Source organism: Acinetobacter chengduensis, assembly GCF_003664645.1.
GTDB classification, from domain to species: Bacteria; Pseudomonadota; Gammaproteobacteria; order Pseudomonadales; family Moraxellaceae; genus Acinetobacter; species Acinetobacter chengduensis.
Map to the genome: position 1 here is coordinate 70704 of NZ_RCHC01000007.1, position 22483 is coordinate 93186.

The 22483-nt window shown below is 34.9% G+C and carries 18 protein-coding genes and 1 tRNA gene; 4 read left to right on the top strand and 15 right to left on the bottom strand.

All coding sequences use genetic code 11. From position 1 onward, the window contains the following. Positions 1–295 precede the first annotated feature (295 nt). Positions 296–5377, bottom strand: coding sequence for a hypothetical protein (locus D9K81_RS07925; protein WP_235831034.1), 5082 nt, complete (start codon positions 5375–5377; stop codon positions 296–298). 192 nt (positions 5378–5569) lie between these two features. On the opposite strand from D9K81_RS07925, the gene D9K81_RS07930 reads away from it, so the two are divergent. Together D9K81_RS07930 and D9K81_RS18575 are read left to right on the top strand one after the other, a co-directional pair. Further along, positions 5570–6169, top strand: a complete 600-nt coding sequence (locus D9K81_RS07930; protein WP_121523177.1) for a recombinase family protein — start codon at positions 5570–5572, stop codon at positions 6167–6169. Continuing rightward, positions 6159–6863: a hypothetical protein gene (locus D9K81_RS18575; protein WP_201703681.1), complete on the top strand. Its 705-nt coding sequence runs from the start codon at positions 6159–6161 to the stop codon at positions 6861–6863. The genes D9K81_RS07930 and D9K81_RS18575 overlap by 11 nt, the downstream gene beginning before the upstream one ends. Positions 6864–7131: 268 nt before the next feature. On the opposite strand, the gene D9K81_RS07940 is transcribed toward D9K81_RS18575, so the two are convergent. Continuing rightward, positions 7132–7473: a hypothetical protein gene (locus D9K81_RS07940; RefSeq protein WP_121523178.1), complete on the bottom strand. Its 342-nt coding sequence runs from the start codon at positions 7471–7473 to the stop codon at positions 7132–7134. 48 nt (positions 7474–7521) lie between these two features. Next, a complete protein-coding gene (locus D9K81_RS07945; protein ID WP_121523179.1) occupies positions 7522–8496 on the bottom strand; it encodes a hypothetical protein in 975 nt (324 codons plus the stop codon). Between the two features lie 185 nt (positions 8497–8681). On the opposite strand from D9K81_RS07945, the gene D9K81_RS07950 reads away from it, so the two are divergent. Beyond that, the gene (locus tag D9K81_RS07950) at positions 8682–9077 is read left to right on the top strand and encodes an XRE family transcriptional regulator (protein ID WP_121523181.1); all 396 of its coding nucleotides are present in this window, start codon (positions 8682–8684) and stop codon (positions 9075–9077) included. Between the two features lie 99 nt (positions 9078–9176). On the opposite strand, the gene D9K81_RS07955 is transcribed toward D9K81_RS07950, so the two are convergent. The 12 genes from D9K81_RS07955 to efp form a co-directional block, all read right to left on the bottom strand. After that, the gene (locus D9K81_RS07955; protein WP_121523195.1) at positions 9177–9371 is read right to left on the bottom strand and encodes a helix-turn-helix transcriptional regulator; all 195 of its coding nucleotides are present in this window, start codon (positions 9369–9371) and stop codon (positions 9177–9179) included. 10 nt (positions 9372–9381) lie between these two features. Then, complete coding sequence (locus D9K81_RS07960; protein WP_121523183.1) at positions 9382–10302, bottom strand: phage/plasmid replication protein, II/X family; 921 nt, start codon at positions 10300–10302, stop codon at positions 9382–9384. 398 nt (positions 10303–10700) lie between these two features. Continuing rightward, on the bottom strand, positions 10701–11756 hold the full coding sequence (locus tag D9K81_RS07965; RefSeq protein WP_121523185.1) for a metallophosphoesterase: 1056 nt from the start codon (positions 11754–11756) through the stop codon (positions 10701–10703). Between the two features lie 28 nt (positions 11757–11784). After that, positions 11785–12165 (bottom strand): hypothetical protein, encoded by a 381-nt coding sequence (locus D9K81_RS07970; protein ID WP_121523187.1) that lies wholly within the window; start codon positions 12163–12165, stop codon positions 11785–11787. Between the two features lie 99 nt (positions 12166–12264). Further along, on the bottom strand, positions 12265–13470 hold the full coding sequence (locus D9K81_RS07975; protein WP_121523197.1) for a tyrosine-type recombinase/integrase: 1206 nt from the start codon (positions 13468–13470) through the stop codon (positions 12265–12267). 176 nt (positions 13471–13646) lie between these two features. Then, positions 13647–13723, bottom strand: a tRNA-Val gene (locus D9K81_RS07980). A gap of 46 nt (positions 13724–13769) precedes the next feature. Next, positions 13770–15770, bottom strand: coding sequence for a transglutaminase family protein (locus D9K81_RS07985; protein ID WP_120375543.1), 2001 nt, complete (start codon positions 15768–15770; stop codon positions 13770–13772). A gap of 3 nt (positions 15771–15773) precedes the next feature. Beyond that, positions 15774–16679 (bottom strand): DUF58 domain-containing protein, encoded by a 906-nt coding sequence (locus tag D9K81_RS07990; RefSeq protein ID WP_120375544.1) that lies wholly within the window; start codon positions 16677–16679, stop codon positions 15774–15776. A gap of 12 nt (positions 16680–16691) precedes the next feature. Next, positions 16692–17645 (bottom strand): AAA family ATPase, encoded by a 954-nt coding sequence (locus D9K81_RS07995; protein ID WP_407923624.1) that lies wholly within the window; start codon positions 17643–17645, stop codon positions 16692–16694. A gap of 257 nt (positions 17646–17902) precedes the next feature. Further along, on the bottom strand, positions 17903–18205 hold the full coding sequence (locus D9K81_RS08000; protein ID WP_106984723.1) for a YbdD/YjiX family protein: 303 nt from the start codon (positions 18203–18205) through the stop codon (positions 17903–17905). Positions 18206–18218: 13 nt separating this feature from the next. Continuing rightward, the gene (locus tag D9K81_RS08005) at positions 18219–20318 is read right to left on the bottom strand and encodes a carbon starvation CstA family protein (protein ID WP_120375546.1); all 2100 of its coding nucleotides are present in this window, start codon (positions 20316–20318) and stop codon (positions 18219–18221) included. 182 nt (positions 20319–20500) lie between these two features. Beyond that, positions 20501–21070 carry an elongation factor P gene (gene efp, locus D9K81_RS08010; RefSeq protein ID WP_106984721.1) on the bottom strand — a complete coding sequence of 190 codons (570 nt, stop codon included), beginning with the start codon at positions 21068–21070 and terminating at the stop codon, positions 20501–20503. A gap of 387 nt (positions 21071–21457) precedes the next feature. Here efp and epmB point away from each other — a divergent pair, with 387 nt between their 5' ends. Further along, positions 21458–22474 (top strand): EF-P beta-lysylation protein EpmB, encoded by a 1017-nt coding sequence (epmB, locus tag D9K81_RS08015; protein ID WP_120375547.1) that lies wholly within the window; start codon positions 21458–21460, stop codon positions 22472–22474. Positions 22475–22483 lie beyond the last annotated feature (9 nt).

Genomic DNA, 22483 nt, shown 5'->3' on the forward strand with positions numbered 1-22483 from the left:
ACGTTTAGAATATTGGTAGGTATATCCAATACCAAACAAAATAACAAAGTATTGATTATAAACAGTTTATTAAAACACTCCGCAAAATGATACATACAATGATACAAAATAAAATATACTAGCCGATTCATTAAGTACTTAATATACGGCTAGATATGATTAAATATTTTTTCATTATTCCATCAATTTTCTATGTCCTGACAATCAAAATAAGTAACTTGCCTAATTATTTTTTGTCAGGTCACAGGAAAGAAAGTATCTTCAAACTATAAAAAGTTTCAACTATTTTTAAGTTTTAAGACACAATTTTTCTAGAGCGGATTAAGTGTTCACGTAAATAGTAAGCTCTAGCAGAACCCGTTTCAATAATTCCATTTAACAGAACAAGACAAATTCGGTACATCTTTTGGCTTAACATTCCTCTGTTTTCCACCTGTAAATACCGTCCAATAGACATCTCCAAATAAAATGCCGTATTCCGTTGTTTTGCTATTAAATCAGAATTTTTAGTAACTTTATCTGCTAAAATCTGAATACCCCTATCAAAAAATAGATCATAAAAGTTATAAATTAATGAGGATAAGGCTTCAAATACATGACTATTATTTGCAGACTGCTTTGCAAAGGCTAATAGATGTTCAGCACCGTGCTCCATACATTTTCGATCACTTTCATGACCTTGCCAAGGTGTATCTGCATATAACTCACCACGTAAGAGTTTATTTAAGTCGCTTTGTAATCCTCTATACCGCTCATTAACATCATTTAATGCAATTTTATGTAATTCAGGTTCCAGTATCTTCCATAGAGACCATATTGCATCAAAATCATTGTCATTTTCTGCTGCCACATCAAATGATAATTTTACAGAATAAATAAAGCTCGGTGCCCTTGAACATCCAGCAATCATTAGTTCTTTGAATGGCATAAAGCTATGTTTTTTCGAGTATATTATTTGTTCAACAAAGCAGTCTTGCATTTGCCTTTTTATATCATGGTGGATTTTTTCTGCATCATTCGTATGGTAATTACTATATTCAGAGTCAAAGATAAAGTTTACTAATTTTTTAACTAAATCAATTTGCTGGCAATCTGTTGGATTAAGAGGAATCATTAACATAGGTAGATGTAGCAACCACGCTGCGTGACTTTCTAAAGTAATATCATCAACAGAATAATTAAAAGCTCCTTCAATTAATTGCTGGCGAAAGTCTTTCAGCTTCAGCCACCATTGCTTCTGAGCATCTTCAAGATTTTTATCTTTCAAATAGTGAAATCTAGTACTCACTTTTTGTGTCTCTCGAAATTTGGCGTACTCAATCACTCCATTTAAACATTTGGCTGCAAGGTTACCATCTATTGACCACAGATAATCTCTTACACCCTTAGCACCTAAAGCAGAAATATTATGATTGGCATGCGTTAACGTAGCGGCTAAAGCAAAGTGTAAATTGCTCAATTGTTCTGGTTCTAGCTCTAATTCGAAAAGCTTTGGCAGAATAAAAGCACATGCACCATTACCAAAGTGTATTTGGTTATATCTAAAACCTATCTCTGGAGTATCTGCTGCTTCCAAGACTGAATCTACAATGATCTCAAAGCACCATTCAATATCTATTACTGCTAGGCTATCAATACTATCGCGGATACAAACTGCTGCTACAGTCTTAATGGCTTCAACTGCCAATTGTAAGTAGTCTGATACTTTATTGGCTTGTAAATCAAACAATAATTGCTTGGCGGCTTCTAAAGCATCTTTATATGAAGCAAAATACTCTTGTTTAAATTGTTTCTTTTCAAACAGTTCTCTTGCCCATAAATGTAGCCCGATTATAGAACTATCAAATTTATGCTTTTGATCGAATTCTTGTTGGTGTTGTTTTAAGTCTTCAGGTAATTCAGATGAATTCTGAAATAATATCCGATCATTTTCCTTATCATCAATAGCCACCCATGTTCTTGTATCTACTCTATTAACAAGATATTTGAGGGGTCTTTTATTACTAACAGACGCCTTATTTTTCAAGTTGTCTACTATTTGAAGAACATCCTCCCTTAGATCAGAAAACTGAAGCCTAGTTAATAACGTCTCTATAGTATCTTTTCTCCAAGGTCTAAGTGCAGACTCTTTTCTTTCCTCAATATATACACTAGTCATGACATCATTATCATAAGCATTGAACCAGTGAGGCTGGTCTCCACCCATTTCACTAACAACACGAGCTAAGTCAAGAGAATACAATTCTGCATTATTCAATATAGGAAATACCGCCTTTCTTACTTTATCTGGAAATCCTACAGCAATGGATGCGAGCACTGAAGTAATCAGTACTGAGTTGCTATTTTTTAACAAATAATCATAAATCCAATCAACTTCATGTTCTTCACCAATATTATTGATGTAATCCACTAGCCAATTTTCTAAAGCCATCAAAGCACATTGCAATACATAAGGTATACCTGAATGCCCCCTATATCCTGACCAAAACTCTGTAGTTACAAACTGGTCAACAGTTGTACCATCATTTAAAACTAATGTTTCTGAATATATTTTGGAACCTGATTTTAGATTAAATTCCTTGTATTTTTCAGTTGAAAAATTACATAGATTAACAATGAAATCCAGACCTTTTCTGGGGTGATATTTTAATAAATATGCAAATGGTCCTTTTGCCCCACTTGGTGCGAAAAAATCATGATTTTCATCTAACCCAAATCGTTCTTCTCCCCCCACACTCTCATATCTGTATCGACTGTCTTCTTTTCTTTGCTCGAATACCCATTCATGCATTGCTAGTTTTATTATAAAATCTGGAAGACATTTACATAACATCGGCACATGGACTCCAATCAAAGCCATACTCGTTAACTGATCTACATAGCTCAATCTTCGAGGATTATTTTTTGATACAAAAACATCTTGTGCCATTAATTGGTCGAATTCAGGTTCAATTGTTGGTAATACTTTAAGTAAAACACCAAGAATTTTTTTTCGGCTGTCTTCATTTCGATAGGCATCTTTTAAAGGCTCTAATAACCAAAGAGCTAATAATCCAATGACTCTAGATTCTTCTGGTAAATCATCATAAATACTTATGACCGCACACCAATCATCTATTAACTCAACAATATGATTCAAAGTAGATTTACTTAAATTACTTCTAGACTCATAGATAAAATTAAATAGTGCCCCCCAACTTTTACCATATGGTATTAAAAACAAGGTCTGGATTATCCCAGATTTTTTATCTAGTTTCAGTGAATTACTAAAGCGAGAATTGGGTCTTTGACAAGTGATTCTTAAAATAAAACAAAAACGAATGAATAATGCACAATCATCTTTAAGAAGATCGTTTCTCATTAATTCTAAAAATATCTCAGGGGTATCATGCTGTAAAATCGCTGCAATAGTTTCATCTTTCCAAAAGCTATCAATATCATCAGCACTTAATATATTCTCAACAATATCACAAGCAGATGTATCAAATTTTAATCGACAATATAACCATAGTCTAAATGCTCTACTTATGGCAGGCTCATTTCCGATAGCTGATAAAAAATGCGTCACATTATCCAAGTTATTTTTATATTGATCTTCAATAAACTCCTCTAATGCCCAATCCTCCAAAACATCATGTGGTAAGCTAATAGTTGAGTTTGTTTGATCCCGATAAATTAGGTTATCTTCTTCTAATTTAGATATTACTTCTGGATCAAATGGATCTGCTGAGATACCAAACACCATTTTTTTTGCTCGCTGTGTAGCAATTTCAATAAATGTTTTTCTGCGTTTTACAGGCATACCAGATTTGCGATCTTGCTCTTTAGCTATAACTGAAGACCAGATAGTCTTTTTAAACTCAATTTCCGTATCACCTGTTTGGAATTGTGCTCCATTACTAATCGCTCGGACGGCTATTTCAATAAAAAAGGGTATCCTAAGAATATTTCCTAATTCGTCATTTGAAGTTAGTGCCTTAAGCTCAGGAAGATGTTCACAAACTTGTTGCAATTGTTCTTCAGAAAAACCCTTGATATTTACGCTACTAAATTTGATTCCGTTCGGTTGCAGAAAGTTAAAGGAAAGCTGTTGAAATGCATAATCACGTCCTGTTGCAATGATAGTCCAGCCTGCCTGCTGTTGAATAAATTGAAGTAAGTCAATGAATGCATTTTGATGATCAAGTTCTAAAACTTTTTCAATAGACTCTATAACGAGAATTTTCTCAGACAGTAAAGAAAAGTACCCTCCTATTTGGCTTAAGTTTGATTGCATACCTATAGATGAGAAAACATCATTAAGATGACTACAATCTAAATCTTCGGCTCGTAGATAAAAAACTGGGACATCTTTAGCTTTGCTTGAAATAAAATCTTTTACGATACCCGACTTTCCAGAACCTCTAGCACCTGTTACAAATAGAAAATTACTTTCCTCAAAAGATTCTGAAATTTTAGCTAAACACTCCACTCTATTAACATGAAATCCTTGAATTGTATTTGAAATACCTCTAAAGATATGATTTCCACGTTCTTGAAACTTTAAAAAGTCTGCTTCAAAGTTAACTTTACTTTTAACCGTAAATAACTCTCTAACTTCACTCGGCATATTTTCATAAGTTAAAATCCCTGCATTCTGATTAAACTCCTGAACACATGTAATAACTTTAGATAAAACAAGTGATGGTGGTTCATCACAATAACATTGAATTAGAGAGCACAATAAATGGGCAACTACGGAATATTTAGTATCCAAGTCAAAAGATACAATATAAAAAATTCGTAAAAAGCTCCATAACTCTTCATCCGAAATAGGCTTTCCTTGATTTGCACGTGATAATTGGACTCTAAAAATATTTAATCTATTTATCTTTGTTTTACTAGTAAAGCCTTTAGTCGTAATTTTCTTGATGAAATCTATGGAATTTGAGGAATATCTAGCCCACTCTAATATAGGCAGCGTATTGTTAATGTCATGTTGAGAAAGTAGCCCTGTAATCAATGCGATAGAATCATTTTCTCGATTGAAACTTTTGTTTTTATAATCATTCCATGCGCTGATCATTACTTCAGTGAACATTGAATCTTCAGCTTCACTTACTGATATTTCATGTTTTATTTGAGCATACAACTTACTCGAATTGCCAAAATTATTTGATGCACTCAAAACAAAATCATCTATATGAGAACCATCATATTTATTTTGAAATTTTAATTCTTTAGCTCTCATATTTTGAGATAAGCAAGGGATACAAGATTGCGTAAATAGTGCAATAGCAAATGATGCTTGAACCCTAGTCTCAAAATTTACGCCCCCACCTCCCGTTGAGAAAGGATTACTTTGTTTCTTTATATCTAGGCTCATTTCTTTGCTCATTAAATACAGTTTCTTATGAAATAAATGATTAGGCTTAATTATAGATTTACTAAATTTTACCTATATAATTTATCAAATAACTATACTCAAAAAATAATAAAATTAAATGATAAATAAACTATCATTAGACTATATAAATTAATTAAATGATAGTATTATCATAATACCTGAAAAATTATAGATAAATGATAAATGACTACTAGAATTTATGTACGTGCAAGTACAAAAGACCAAGATGCAGAAAGAGCTTTAGATGATTTGCGAATGTTTGCTAAATCCATTAAAGGTGATGTTAACGAATATATAGAGAATGAATCAGGGACAAAATTAGATAGACCTATTTTAAATCAACTATTAGATGAATCAAAGCACGGCGATACGTTACTGGTTGAGAGTGTCGATCGCCTATCTAGACTTTCCCAAACTGACTTTGATGTTTTGAAAGGACGTATAAAAGAAAAGGGCTTAAAGCTCGTTGTAGCTGATCTACCGACTACACACATGCTATTTAGTTCAAACGATACCATTACAAGCTCTATTCTAAATCTAGTAAACAACATGCTTATAGATTTGTTAGCTACTATGGCTAGATTGGACAATGACAAACGTAGAGAACGTATAAAGCAAGGCTTGGTGAGAAGTGGATACAAACCAAGTGGGAAAAAAGCGGATACAGAAAAACATGCTAGAATTAGAGAGTTAGCTAAGAAAGAGCTTACAAAAGAAGAAATAGCTAAAGCTGTTGGTTGTGGTATAGCTACTGTATATAGAGTATTGAAAGATGTTAAGTAAAAATAAAAAATTTGATTTAGCTACAACCCTGATAATTATTTACTTAGCTTTACTTACTATATCTATAGCTCTATATGCTCTTATACAAATTTATGTAGAAGATAAAGGTACAGCAACAAATCTAATGATATGGTCAGCTACACTGTTTCCAACAATAGCATTGCTATATACATTTAATACATGGAGAAAGCAAAAAGGTAGTGAAGTTTTATCTAAATTATCAGAAATTCTTTTTTTTGAAATAAAAGAGTTTTTTGATATTAGTAAAAAAATTATGGAAGAACACAGAGATGATATATTAGACAAAGTGCTAAATAATATAGAGATACCAAAGTCTAAGTCGGATACTGAATTAACAAATAATTTGAACTTACAATTTGAAAATATAATCCATAAGGTATACTTAATTTATAAGTACACAAATAACAATGATATAAAAAAATATGTTAATGAATTTAATGATTCTTATATAGAGTATACAACATTTAGAAAAAATATATATTTTGGGATGAAAATTATTGAAAAAACTGAAACAACACTTAAATCAGTTGCAATAGATAAAAACAATAAAGATGACTATCTTAATCATAGAGATGAACTTTCTAAACTATATGTAAATTTAAATAAATCTGCTTCTAATTTATCTGAAGAAATATTTAAATATATATTTCATATTGATGATAAAAGTGCATAGCCACACCAGAGCTTGTAAATTATTTTGTGTAAGCTAAATTTTTTTATCGCTTACCGAACTAAATCGTAAATTACCGCTAATGTTGGTAGAGCCTCATTCCTTAAAAGCGAATCCAATATTGTTGATAATATTACTATTTACTTAAAATCAAACCCTGATAATGGTGTTTTTACATAGATTTACAAGCATAAACAAGCACTTATGAAATATGCAAAAGCAAGATTTCATCAATCTTGCTTTTTTAAAAAGTGGCTATTATAAAGAAAAATTATTTACGAATATATTCAGGAAAAGCCTTTAATAAATCAGTACACATTACTGATTTACCTCTTTCAGACTCATTTCGATCAAACTCAGCCATACCAAATTTTAAGACTTCTAAACCTCTTTCTTGACCTAATTCGTGCTCAAAACATTTCCTTGAGTCATCAATGAGCTCTTGATTATATTGACTATAACCACATTGAAACTGTGCCCTGCTTAATAAACCATGTAGAGAAACAACTTGTTCACAATACGTTGGTTGTTCGCCGTTTGCAGGCTTTAATGCTTCTTTTGCGAAAACAGTGCTACCTAAAAAAAGTAAAATAAGAATTATAATATTCTTCAATTAACTACACTCCATATAAAATACTAAACAATTAATTCATCTTTATGCTTAATTTTGAGGACCAAACATATAACTGCCAAAATTTGTCTTTACTTCTATTTCTTGAACCATTTGAGCATCACAACCATCTATTGATAATGCTACATATTCACCAAATTTTAAGCTTGATGGAAGTTGCTTTTCTCGCGCATAGCTAGAAAGACCACATTGATTCCCTCTATTTAAAACTACATCATATACAACAACTTCCTCATCAGCTCGACCTTGAACTACAATGTCATATGCAACCTTATCGTAAAGTGATGTATTAAATTCATTAACACCGAATCTTACAGCGATTGGTTGACCTTCACCCTTTTGATTAACTGTATTAACATCGCTTTCTTCACTCATCCCTTCATCTCTAAAATCTGCGCTATTTTCCCATTCTGAACGCTCTTCATCAACGTTCCCTGAAACACTGCCTATGGAATTCTCATTCAAAATATTTTCAGATTTCTCACTATTTTCGATCATTGATTTAGTTGCAAGGTCGTACTTATTTAGAAATTTTCCACCAACGATCATTACAAAAACAATCATTGATAACATCGTAAACCACGACTTAAAACTTCCCCCTACTTCATTCTTAACATATCCCGTCTTGATAAAGCTTTTCATATCTTCACTAAATAATAATATGAGTACATAAATATCAATTAGTATTGAATACAAATATAGAAGAAATTGGAATGTAGAGTAACTTTCAGTGAATAAAGATAATCCATATGAAGCTATTCCAATAATAATTAAAAATATTAATATAATTCTTGCTAGTTTTTTACGCTTGTATAGAAAGTAAATTAATATTAGGAATAACATACTAATGAAAATTTCTGCTATCAGTATGACAAGTATTGATTGATCTTGAACTAAATTAGCCCCAACAGCAGCATCTAGAAGAGATATAAGAAAGGAAAAAAATATTGATACAAAAGTCAGCGTTAATATTTTCTGAATGAATAATGGACTATTCTTAAACATTTCACCCTCATAATTTAGATAAATACAAAATTTAATTCAACTTGATAATTTTTATAAAGAAAAACCAACTATAACAACATTTTACAGAATAAAAAATATCAACAAAACTTAACTAAAGTTTATATTTTTACGTAACTTATATCAATAGTTACGTGACTTTCAACTGAATTTACTATTTTGGAGAGATGAAAAATGATGATGAAAAAGCCTTGTTTGCAAAACGCTTAGTACTGGCTATGCAATCTAAAGGTTATGAAGCTAAAGCCTCTATATTAGAAAGAGAGTTTAATTTGAACTACTCTGGCAAACCCATGACCTTACACGGCGTTCGTAAATGGCTGATCGGTGAGGCAATTCCTTCTGGAGATAAATTACTCGCATTAGCAAAATGGTTAGAGATACCGCCTGAAGAGTTAATCCTCAATAAAAATATTCAAACGGCTATTCAACAACGTGATGCTCGATGGAAACAAGAACTCGGCTATAAAGATAAAGAAGTATTTGAAGCATACACTCAACTTTCATCATCGCATAAAAAAATCATAAGAGACATGATCATCGCTTTATTAGATGATAAATAATATACAAATATTTATAACTCATACAAAAGAAGCAAGATTTTCTTGATCTTACTTCTTAAAGTATAAGTATAGAAACTGCATATTAATAATTATATTATTTTACGAATTCTCAATTTTGTTTTGCCACCAGAGCTCTATTGCACTTACATCAAAATAAACAGCTGCTTGTCTAGTCGTGCCGTCTTTTATCGGTCGTGGAAACGTTTCATCTTCAATCATTAATTTTCTTAATTTATCAGCTTTTATTGATAATAAATAACATACATCTTTTTTTGTGATTCTTATTTTTTTCATTTTATTATTCTCAAAAATTATTAATATCAATATTATAGCTATCTAAAAAATGTTTTCTTTTTCTACTTATAGTTGATTTAGAGTATGAATCTATGTCGCCGTTAATCAAACAATTGTAAAATTTTCTATCACTTTTATTTGTTATATTACTTTTTGCATCTTTAAAAATAATCTTTGGAATATAAATTTTCTCAAGTTTATTACTAAAAAATTTATCAATATAATTTAAATCAAGCCATTGATGACCGAAGAGCAAGTCCCATGTGCGTAACTGCTTTGAGCGAATTCTTATCTCTTGACGAATCATAAGATCAGCTAACGCTTTTAATTCTAAGCTTGTCTTAGATCTATTAGGCTTATCTCTAATTTCTTGACCTTTGTAATAATTACACATAGACCAACGCTTAGAAGTAAAACCGAAATAGATACCGTTCTCAAATATTGTTTTTTTCTGCTTCGGATAAGTCGATAGAGCTTTAAGAGTAGACAAATATTGAATAGCATTTTGCTTACTTTCAAAAATTATATCTCTTTTTATATCGACATTATATATTCTAAAACGACCGAGACGAATAGTTTCTAATTGTTCATCTGTTGGATCTACTAGTTCAAGTTTTTTCAATTTATCAATAGTTAATAAAACTAAATCTATTAAACTTTCACAACCAGTCACATTGTGACCGTATAACCACTTGTAAAAATTGCCGGTAATTTTTAGTTTAGATTTATTATCTTTTGATGATAATGATTGTAATTTAATAACACTATCAAATTCAGAAATTATTTTCTTTGGTCTGTACTTTATTTCAAACTCATCAAAACTATAGCTTTCATCACTTATTATTTGATAGCAAGATGCTACTTTTTCTGGTTCATGATTAATATCAATTACAATTTCAATATAATCTATTTCTATTTTATTTTTTTTCATGATTTATTCTCACTATTAAATGTTAAAAAATAGTGATAGGGATTTGATTTTTAATTTATTTAAAATTTAAAAAAATAAGATAAGGTATCATAATGACACAATTGTACTATTAATATAATTATAATTAGTTCTTTATAAACTAAAATTTACTTCATATACATTCAATGTTCTTAATACTTTAATTTAACTCACTATCACTTCGATGTGGCGTATAATAAATGCGAATTATATTTTTGTCAAATTTTACAAAAATAACAAAAACTTAAGAGCTTAACATTAAATTAAAAAATTTAAATTTAATAACAAAGTTATGATACCCCCTTTCAAGATATCAACAAAGTTTAATTAGAGGACACAAATTTTAAAATCAACTTCAACAATGTGCGTACAATTATTAATCACCCCAAATGATCATTCAAAGTATTTTTTATCTTCAATATAATACCATCCTCTTGCACTAGATAATTTTCAGGAAAACGCAAAGCTACAAGTTTATTAGAAAATTCTCTCTGATGTTGACGATCTTCATATCGCTTACCAACTGAGTAATCTATGCAAAAAACATTTTTTTTAGCCCCAAACCAATGAAGAGGGTCTATATGCTGAAAAAGATCACGCTTTTTCTCTCTCTCGTTAAAGTTACGCCAATAATGTCCAACTACAACAGGAATATCACTTTCATATTGATCCCACCATTTCAAACGTTTGACCATTCTCCATTTACCACCAGCAAAAAACATGTCATCTGCAAACGCTTCTGTTCCTGAAGTAACTACTTTAACTGGATTATTCATCTGCTCAACAACATGTTTATGAGCTAGATTTTTGAGAAACGGGACTTTAGAGTAAATATCCTTTAATTGAAACTCATAACCTAATTCTTCTTTTCTAGCCTTTTGAGCAATGCCTGACTTTGTTAAATGTTCTTCAATTCGTTTTGTGAATAGATCATATGCTTCTTTTACTGATTTTGATTTGTCTTTCATCAATGAAGCAATAGATGCATTATCCCAACATGCATGAACTACCCTTATTTTTTCAGACTCTAAAACAAGTGGTAAAGTACTTAAAAAGTGAATTATCATTTCCCTGTCATGTAAAGATGCTTCTTTAGAATTAAATTTTTTGTCATCATCTTCATGCGGTGAACCAAAAAACCAACCGTTTCCTTCACGTTTTGAATGAATTAGTATATTTAATTCATGATTCCCTAATACACATTGAGCATTACCATTGTCTACTAAATGCTTAACTAACTTTATAACAGCAACACTATCAAGCCCTCTATCACATAAATCACCGACAAAAATTAATTTTCTATTTTCATTATGATTTCCATCTCTATCATAACCAAGTATTTGTATTAAATTTTGTAATGCATCTATTTCGCCGTGAATATCACCAATAATATCTATAGGTGCATCATAAATTCTTTGTATAAATAGATTTTTCATTTGTAATACTTATTCCAAATTTTGTGATTTACCAATCAAAAACATACGCTCCATTAAAAATAAGCTCATAACATGATTTTTGATAGTCAATCATATTTAAAACTACTTTACCAAACCCTTCATAAAAGCTAGTAAATTCACTCTCATTATCTAATAAAAAAGTTTTAGGAAACTGATAAGAAATTAACTCTTGATTAATTGTTGTAATATCAGGATAAAATAAACCATATGCAGACCAATTTTTTATTGCTTGTTCCAACACTACAGTATTTTCACCTATATGTTCTGCCATAATTAAATCAGGATTAAATGCTTCAATTATCTCGTCATAATAATTGTCTAATCCCACTTTACATTCTTTAAATATAGACTGATTTGAATTCAACTCTAATAAAGATAATAACTTCACGAACCTTTCCTCTCTTTATTATGAATAAGATGATACAGGCTGTACATTATTCAAACTATCACTTACTGTAGTATGCTAATAAATTTACATTTTCTTTAATCAAATTTTTAGTACAAGTTCATCAATATAATCTGCCCACCATTGCATCATTTCAACACGCTCTTCAAAATGAGAACCTTTATCATAGATACCTTTAACACCCTTTTTCATGTGTGCTAAACATGCTTCAACAACCTGTTCTTTATCGCTAAATTTATTATTTAGTGAAGTACTCGCAATGTGCCTAAAACCATGTGGATTTTGTCGTCCTTTATAGCCCATTCGATTCAAAGCCATATTAAATGTATTATCTGATATTGGCTCACTTAGGCTATTTCTACCTGCAAACAACAAATCAGACTCCGTATGATAATTTTCTAGCTCTTTCAATAATTCAATTGCTTGTCTAGATAATGGAACACAATGAGTCACCCCTTTTTTCATAATCTCAGCAGGCTTAATCCAAATAGCTTTCTCTAAATCAAATTGAGACCATGTCGCAAATCTCAATTCAACTGGGCGAGGAAATAATAAAACCATTAATTCCAAACCAATTGCTAATTTACGTTGATGATGATTCCTGATGTCGACAATTAATTGTGGGAATTCACTCATCTCTACAAATTTCATATTACCGCCAACTTTTTTATCTAAATGCTTAGTCATTCCTTCAATTGGATTGAAATGTATTTTTGCTTGAAATTTTGCCCAATCATATGCATTGCGACAGTATGATGTTAACTTTTCAACTTGAGTATGAATTCTTAAGTTACGTTGTAACCCTTGGAAGAAATCAAACCATTCTTTCGGTGTAATTTCAGAGAAATCTCTCTCTCCAAACTCTGGAATGATATGTCTATTGATAGATTTTTGTGCCTTATCAAATGTTTCTTTACCCCAAGAAGCTTTTTTAGTATCGAGCCATTCACTCATTAAAATATTAAACTTTCTATGAGCAATTTCTTGCTTCATTTTTTTTATGTGTTTGCGTGTTTCTAAAATTTCTCCGTTCGCTAATTTCTCTAATAATTCACTAGCTTTACGTCTAGCTGTTGCACCACTTACACTTGGATATGCACCCAATCCTTTCCACGACCAGACTCCCTTTTCATTTTGATATCTTAATTGCCAAGACTTTTTGCCTGTCTTTTGAACCATAAAATAAAGCGAACGAGTATCAATTTCTCTATAATCTCTGTCTTCGGGTTCTAAATTAGCCAAAGTAGTATCAGACAGTGGTCTTTTTTTAATAGCATCTCTCTTCATTATCTCTTGTATCATGAGTTAGACTTAATTAAATGATACACTATGTGATACACAATTTACAGTAGTATAGCTCTTCATATACCGTTATAAAAAGCAATAAAAAAGCCCTAAACTATTGTAGTTTAGGGCTTTTTTAATTATACATCGAAATGTAACGACATATAAATTTAATATATTGGTAGGTATATCCAGACTCGAACTGGAGACCTCTACGATGTCAACGTAGCGCTCTAACCAACTGAGCTATACACCTGAAGTTCAAGCATCATATTCATTTTTATTTGGCTCGACAAGTTTTTTCATAACTTTTTAAGTATAGCTGAGCATCTTTTAAGCAGACTTTTGAATTGTTCAAGTGCATTTTCTCTCACCAAGTCCTTTTGTGCATACATCTGCTTTATATATAAATCTACGACATCATGAAAATAAACTTGCTCAGAGATATCTACATGCTGATTTAAGCGTAACATCCACGCACTAAATGTCTCACTTGGCAATCGTTTAAATTGTGGGGAAAGCTTTGAATTAAACTTTAAGATTGCACGTTGCCAAGCATTTACTTTCTGATGTGCTTGCCAGTAGAGCCATAGCACATACATTCCAGAAATCGACAATATACCAATCACTAAGGCAATAACACCTGCATAGCTTGAGTTTAAACCAATACGGCTAAACCAATTTTTTTGTGTTTCTGCATTATAACCTACGACCTTACTTTGCCATTGATAACTCGCATAATCACTCCAAATCCGTAATTGCGTGATTATAGTAAAGCTACGCTGACTAAAAGCAGAGCTAGAATCGCCCATGATACGTGTATCGGAATTCATATAATTTTGCATCCCATTATCTATCCGTTGGGGTGCAATTATTGCTGTTGGATCATAGCGATGCCATTTACCCTTTAACCACACTTCACTCCATGCATGTGCATCAAGCTGACGTACTTCCCAACTTTTACCATCTGGTGCGATTTGCCCCCCCTGATACCCCACCACAACTCGAGCTGGAATACCTGCGTAACGCATTAGCATCACAAAGCTCGAAGCATAATGCTCACAAAACCCCTGTTTGCTACTAAATAAAAAATCATCTACCCGATTTTGCCCTAGCACACCTGGTGATAGCGTATAAGCAAAGCCTTGTTGCTTATACCATTGCAATACATTTTGAATATATAAATCAGGCTGTTCATGGCTTTGCTTAAAAATGCGTTGTGCCAATTGCTGTGCTTGAGGGTCTTTTACTTGTTGTGTTGCAGTATTATGTTGGCTTAACCTTAATGCTTGATCTGGTCTGATGGACATCAATTCTTGAGGCTGAATTAAACGAAGTGATATAGGCTCAGATTTTAGCTGCATACGGCGTGGCGTAATCCGCCCATCCACACCCAGTAAATACGATGATGTATTAGGAATAGATTGCTCAAGTCCCGTAATCCACTGTACCCGTGGATCGGCTGCCAAGTACTGATACTGCCACTGTGGATTTGCACCTAATTCATTCATACGATTGGGCTGTATTTCACGCTGATTAAATGGACTGCTGGTCCAGCGTTGTCCATCATACTCATCCAAAACCATTGCCCGCCAATATAGAGCATTACGCGCAGGCAACTGACTCATATCACCAATGACTCGAAAGGCCAGCTCACTGGACTGCGAGAGTTTGGCAATATCTCCAGGCGACATGCTATCGCTAATACCAGTCACACTAGAATCATCGGGTATTGGAATATGCCACAAAGGTGGTAAGCGTGGAAAAAATAGAAACAGCAATACAAAAAATGGCACAGCACACAGTAAAAATTTAGCAACATGCGCCAAGTCTTGTTTTAAAGCTACAGCTTTTTGTTGCTCAAATTCATTGGTTTGCAAACGATATAGTCCAGTAAAACAGCTGAGTAAACTTAAAAGCACAATTATTGCCATGCTGAAAGATTGGCTGAATAAGAAAGAACTGGCAGATACGAATAATGCAAAATTAAATAAAATCAGTAGATCGCGCTTATTTTTACTTTCTAAGGCCTTAGCAAATAAAAAGGTGCTCAGAACCGCAACACCAGCTTCTACCCCAATAAAACTGCGATAACTAAAATAGATGCTAATAAGCGCAATCAAGGTCAGCACAAAAGTCCATGATCGCTTTAACGAGCTATCTAACTGATGCCGACGCAAAAACAAACACAGCCACATCACGCCAAATGTCAGGCTTAATACCATAGGCAGATACATCACCTGCGCCAACAGCAGTAAGGCCAAACTCAAGAGCATCGAAACTCGAACAGAATATGCAACCATTAATTATGCCTGCGCCAATAAAAGTTGAGCCTGATATAAATGTGCATCTCCCAAACCATTACTTAACTCTGCATTGGGTAAATATATGGCATAACTCAATTGCTGTTGCTCGCACTGTTCAACCAAGCCCATCATCATGCACAGTTTCTCTTCATGCGAGGTACTGGGCATGTGGTCATAATCGATGTCAATATGATGCTGATCCGAATATTGCTCAAATACTTTAATGTATAGTCCCTGACCACGTGCAACTTGCTTCCACGACACAGCCTGTAAGGAATCACCCTCTCTAAAGGTACGTAGCTCACGAAACTCATCCATTTCCTGCTCAAACTGTTGTGGATGATGTTTATTTTCTAATTCTGGCAACATCGCTTTTGGGGCAATCCAACTTGATTGGTTCAAATACAAATACGTCCATGCACGAACCAAACCAAAAGGATAAATCGAATAGATTTTAAGATTAGGATAGTGAAACTGCCCTCGCTGTGGCGCTTGTAGTTGTACACGCAATTGTTGCTTTTGCTCAGTCACACAGACCTTATGCAATTGTTGGTCACAATCAATCCATAAATAACGTGTGATAGGTTGATTCTGACGTATATAAATATCTAAATTCAGGACTTGTCCAACTTGCCCCAACTCCGCAACACTCACCTCTAAACTGAGTCCATGCAACTGCTTAAAGGTGAGATAAAAACTCATACACAGCACCGCACTAATTAAAAAGCAGAAGCCTAAAATTAGATTGTTGGCATAGTTCACACCTGCAATAAAGGTAATCAAAATCAGGACTAAAAATAAATAGCCTTGCTGATACATAAAAACCAATACATCTTTTTGAGTAAGGGTTTTTTCATGCCTATATGCAAAACGTTTTGTCAGCCATTTTTGCCAGAACGACGCCAAAATACTGCCCCCTTATGCTAACTTTACACGTTGCAACAGTAGATCTGTTTCATGTGGATTTAGTCCAATACGGTGCGATGATACCGCTGTAAAGACCGCCTGCACATCGTCTGGAATCACAAATGAACGCTTTTCGATGAGTGCATAGGATTGAGCTGCTTTTTTGAGGGCCAATACACCACGGGTGGATAAGCCATGTCGACCTTTACGACTTTCTTCAGCCAAGTCCAAAATATAATCTAGTACCTGATCGCCAAGATAAATCTGCTGCACTAGAGATTGAAGCATTAAAATATCATTTTCTTCAAATACATGAGCTAAGGTGGCAATCAGTTGCTGCCGTGTGTGTTGTTGTAAAAGGAGTTTTTCTGCATGACGCGATGGATAGCCCAAAGATAAACGCATGAGAAACCGATCTAACTGCGACTCTGGCAATGCATACGTACCACTTTGAAAGAGCGGGTTTTGTGTCGCAATCACCCAAAAAGGTTTGGGTAAAGCATAACGTGCCCCATCGACCGTCACAAAACCTTCTTCCATTGCTTCAAGAAGTGCACTTTGCGTTTTCGGGCTACAGCGGTTAATTTCATCTGCCAGCAAAATTTGAGTAAACACAGGCCCCTGCTTAAACTCAAACTGATGCTCTTTTTGATTAAACATATTCACACCAATCACATCGCTCGCAAGCATGTCATTGGTAAATTGAATACGCTGAAATTGTAGACCTGCCAAATGCGCTAAACTGCTTGAAAGCGTTGTTTTTCCTAAACCGGGTAAATCTTCGAACAACACATGCCCACCCGCAAGTAAGCTACACAAAGCCAGTTTGGTCTGCTGGTTTTTATCTAAAATGATTTGGTTAATTTGAGTGAGAAATTCTTCAATTTTCGGGTAATACAGCGCAAGTTGCTGTTCATTTAACATTTCATTTTGCACGACCACAGCCTTCTCTTTTCCCCAAAACACGCGGCATTCCCCCAATAAAAAACCGTATAGGTTTAACATACCGTGTTTTAGGCAATATGCAAAACTTATAACTCAATGATTTTTCTAATATCCAAGCGCATAGATTACCTTAGCTTTTTTACTCAACCATGTATGAGCTATGGCGTGATAAGGAAAATATACTCAGCACAGATCTATATTTTTTCCACGTATCCAAGCACATATTTTTTTCATAAAAAAAGCGCCCCGAAAGGCGCTTTTGATTAACTCATGTGGTGTTAGCACGGACATTTTTTCATATTACCGCCCGCTGTAGGATAACGCGCATCCACACAGTAGCGGTAAAATGTTTTGGCATCCATTGCTTCCAAATCAGGATGATGTTTTTTCATGTGTTCCAGATAATTTTGGTAATCTGGCACCCCCACCATCAGGCGGAAACTTTGTTGCAATCGTTGCCATAAAGTCGCAATTCTTGACCAATTTTTCGGATTCAGAATCAGATCCTTTTGCGACATAATGGTCATTTTAATGATTTTATAAATCACTGTTTTTCCACTTTTTGCAAATTTTAGATTCATCTCTGGCTCCTTATTAATGGTGATTAGATGCCACAATATCTTTTGGATCACGGTACACCGCTTCACCTTCAACCACGCTCGGGTTTGGATTTGCCAATGCGCGGCGCACCACACCAATCGCTGCAAATAGCATTACGAATGCCACAATCATAAAGAATGCACATAGCGCGGCATTAATTTGATTCGACAAAGCAACGGTATGCATTTCAGCCATGTTTTTTGCTGGTGCCAAAATTTCATTTTTCGCAATCGCCGCATTAAAGCGGTCCGCTTGCGCCAAGAAACCAATTTTTGGATTTTCATGGAAGATTTTTTGCCAGCCTGCGGTCATTGAGGTAATGAATAAGAATACGGTTGGAATGATGGTTACCCAAACATATTTTTCTTTCTTCATTTTGAAAAGAATAACCGTACCCAAAATCAGCGCCATAGCAGCCAAAATTTGGTTACCAATACCGAACAGTGGCCATAAGCTATTAATACCCCCGAGCGGATCGACTACACCTTGATAAACAAAGAAGCCCCAGCCTGCAACTGCAACAGCTGTGCCTAATAAGTTACCAAAGAAGTTATGTGAGTTTTTCACCGCAGGAATCACAATCCCTACAGTATCTTGAACCATAAAACGACATGCACGTGTACCCGCATCAACTGCCGTTAAAATAAATAATGCTTCAAACAAAATTGCGAAGTGATACCAAAACGCCATCATTGAACGGTTATTAAAAATTTCCGTAATAATGTGTGCCATACCAATAGCAAAGGTTGGTGCACCACCTGTACGTGACAGAATTGAGTTTTCACCTACTTCTTGTGCAAGTAGCGTCAGTGCTTCAGGAGTGACCACAAAGCCAAGTGTACGTACCGCTTCGGCAGCACTTTCAACCGTTGTACCCAATACTGCAGCTGGTGAGTTAATCGCAAAATACACGCCTGGCTCAAGAATTGTTGCACAAACCATCGCCATAATAGCAACAAAAGACTCCATCAGCATGCCACCATAACCGATCACACGAATATCTTTTTCGTTGTTGACCAATTTTGGTGTTGTGCCAGAAGAAACTAAGGCATGGAAACCTGAAATTGCACCACAGGCAATCGTAATAAATAAGAATGGGAACATTGAACCTGCAAATACAGGCCCAGTACCATCGACAAAATGCGTTACAGATGGCATTTTCAGCATTGGCATAGCAACCATAATACCGACTGCTAAACCAGCAATTACACCAATTTTTAAGAAGGTCGATAAGTAGTCACGCGGTGCCAATAACAACCACACAGGCAGTACAGATGCTACAAAACCGTACCCAATGAGCCACCAAGTTAACTCTGTACCTGTTAGTGTAAAGAAAGGCCCCCAATACGGATGCTGTGCCACATCACCGCCATAGATAATGCCAGCCATCATCAGCACAAAGCCAATAATCGACACTTCTGCAATTTTCCCTGGGCGCAAATAGCGCATATAGATGCCCATAAAAATTGCAATTGGAATGGTTGCAGCAATACTAAATACACCCCACGGGCTGTTGGTCAATGCTTTAACCACCACCAATGCCAAGACAGCAAGAATGATGATCATCACACCCAAAGCGCCCAACATCACAATGATGCCCGCAAATGAACCCAGTTCTTGCTTGGCCATTTCGCCCAATGAGCGACCATCGCGACGTGTGGATATAAACAAGACTAAAAAATCTTGAACTGCACCAGCCAAGACCACACCGACTAAAAGCCAAATGGTACCCGGCAAATAACCCATTTGCGCAGCCAAGATTGGCCCGACTAAAGGACCCGCACCAGCAATCGCCGCAAAATGGTGCCCAAACAGCACGCCTTTATTGGTGGGTACATAGTCCAAACCATCATTTAAACGATGTGCGGGTGTTAAACGGCGCTCATTCAGTTCGAAAACTTTGTTGGCAATAAATAAACTATAAAAACGATAAGCAATACTATATACACAGATTGCTGCTAAAATTAGCCAGACGGCATTTACATGCTCTCCACGACTAACGGCGAGTATGCCAAATGATACTGCACCTACAATGGCCACTAAGAGCCATACAATTTTCGAAACCATACTTGGCTTCGATTGTATATTTTCCATGTCTATCCCTCATTTCTGTTGAAATAAATCAGCTTATTTTTTCTAGTTCGAGGTGCTGCTGTTTCATCCTGTAAAACTGTACTCCTGTGACTATTGTTTTCCTCTACGACTTTGGCATAAATAAACATAAAAAAAGGGATGATTTTCATCATCCCTTCTGATAATAGTCTAAATATTAGCTATTATGCACGTTCTAAATAGTCACCAGTACGAGTGTCTACACGAACTTTATCTTCTTGCTGTACAAACAATGGAACACGTACTACTGCACCTGTTTCAAGTTTTGCAGGCTTACCGCCACCGCCAGAAGTATCACCACGTACACCTGGATCAGTTTCAACGATTTGAAGCACAACGAAGTTAGGTGCAGTTACGTTTAATGGCACACCATTGAACAACATAATTGTACATTTTTCGTTAGAATCGTCTTTTAACCATTTTGCAGCGTCGCTCATTGCTGTTTTGTCAGCTGCGATTTGCTCAAATGATACTGGATCCATGAAGTTCCACATTTCGCCATCGTTGTATAAGTATTCCATTTCTACTTCTACAATGTCAGCTGCTTCTAGACTTTCGCCAGATTTAAATGTTTTTTCTAAAACTTTACCAGTTTTAAGGTTACGTAGTTTTACGCGGTTGAAGGCTTGGCCCTTACCTGGTTTAACGTATTCGTTTTCCATGATTGAACATGGGTTACCATCAAGCATGACCTTAAGGCCTGACTTGAAATCATTCGTAGAAAAATAGGCCATGACTGGCGCACTCCAAACTTACTAACTTTAATCTATTAACGTACAAGAACGACAATGCAAACCATTTTAAAATGTTGTTATTGTGACCTATACAAAAGACACGTATCTATTATTTTACCATTCTATGCCCGCAAAACGAATAAAATCAGCATAAAAAATCAGTAACTATTCGTTTGCTGCTTAGCACATACTCGAAAAAAGCCCAAAGGCTTCCCCTACATGAGGCTTCGCATTAGAATTATGCCATAGTTCAGACTGGAACCTGGCAACTTCCCACCCGAACAATCCTCTATCTAGATTCCTCGTCTATATCCTCAAAGATCTTCTTTTGAAGCAATATATAGGCAGAATCAGATCATTCATCTAGCACAATTTCAAGCACGTGGCATGATAAACTATTTATATCAAGAGCAAAACTGGCAAACCCAACTTAGCAATTTAGTGACTGATCCAGCAGAATTGCTTGAGTTACTACAACTTTCTCCAGAGCAACTCTTGTCTGGTGCTCTATTGGCTAGCAAACAATTCAAACTGCGCGTACCACGTGCATTCGTCGGAAAAATGCAACTCGGCAATGCCCTCGATCCTCTACTTTTACAGGTTCTACCGCATCACTTAGAACTTGAAGAACACGAAGGATTTGTCACCGACCCACTTGGTGAAGAACAAGCCAATCAACAACCAGGCGTGCTACACAAATATAAATCTCGTTTTTTGCTTACACTGACAGGTGCTTGCGCTGTCCATTGTCGCTATTGTTTCCGTAGACATTTCCCTTATCAGGAAAACTTACCGAAACACGATGATTGGCCTAATATTCGCGACTATCTCATCAGCCAACCCGATATTAATGAAGTGATTTTAAGCGGTGGCGATCCACTCACTCTGTCTGATCGAAAACTTCAACTTTGGATTGAACGCTTAGAATCACTACCACAAATTAAATTTTTGAGAATTCATTCACGTGTTCCTATTGTTATCCCCAATCGGATCAATGATGAGTTTATTTCCGTTTTAAAAAACAGTAGGCTGCGGATTATTCTAGTGGTACACTCAAACCATGCATCTGAATTAGATGACTTCACCTGTAGCCAACTTTCTAAGCTGGTCCAGGAGCACATTACAGTTCTTAATCAGGCTGTTTTACTGAAAGGAGTCAATGATTCTGCCGACGTTTTAGTCGATTTAAGCTATCGCTTATTTGATGCAGGCGTTATGCCATACTATTTACATGTCCTAGACAAAGTTAAAGGTGCCCATCATTTTGATCGATCACCGCAGGACATAGATGAAATTTATAAAGCGGTTTTAGCGAACCTACCGGGGTATTTGGTTCCTAAACTAGTTCGGGAAATTGCGGGCGAGAAAAATAAAACACCGCTTTTTGGGGTTTCAACTTTTTGAGTTAAATAA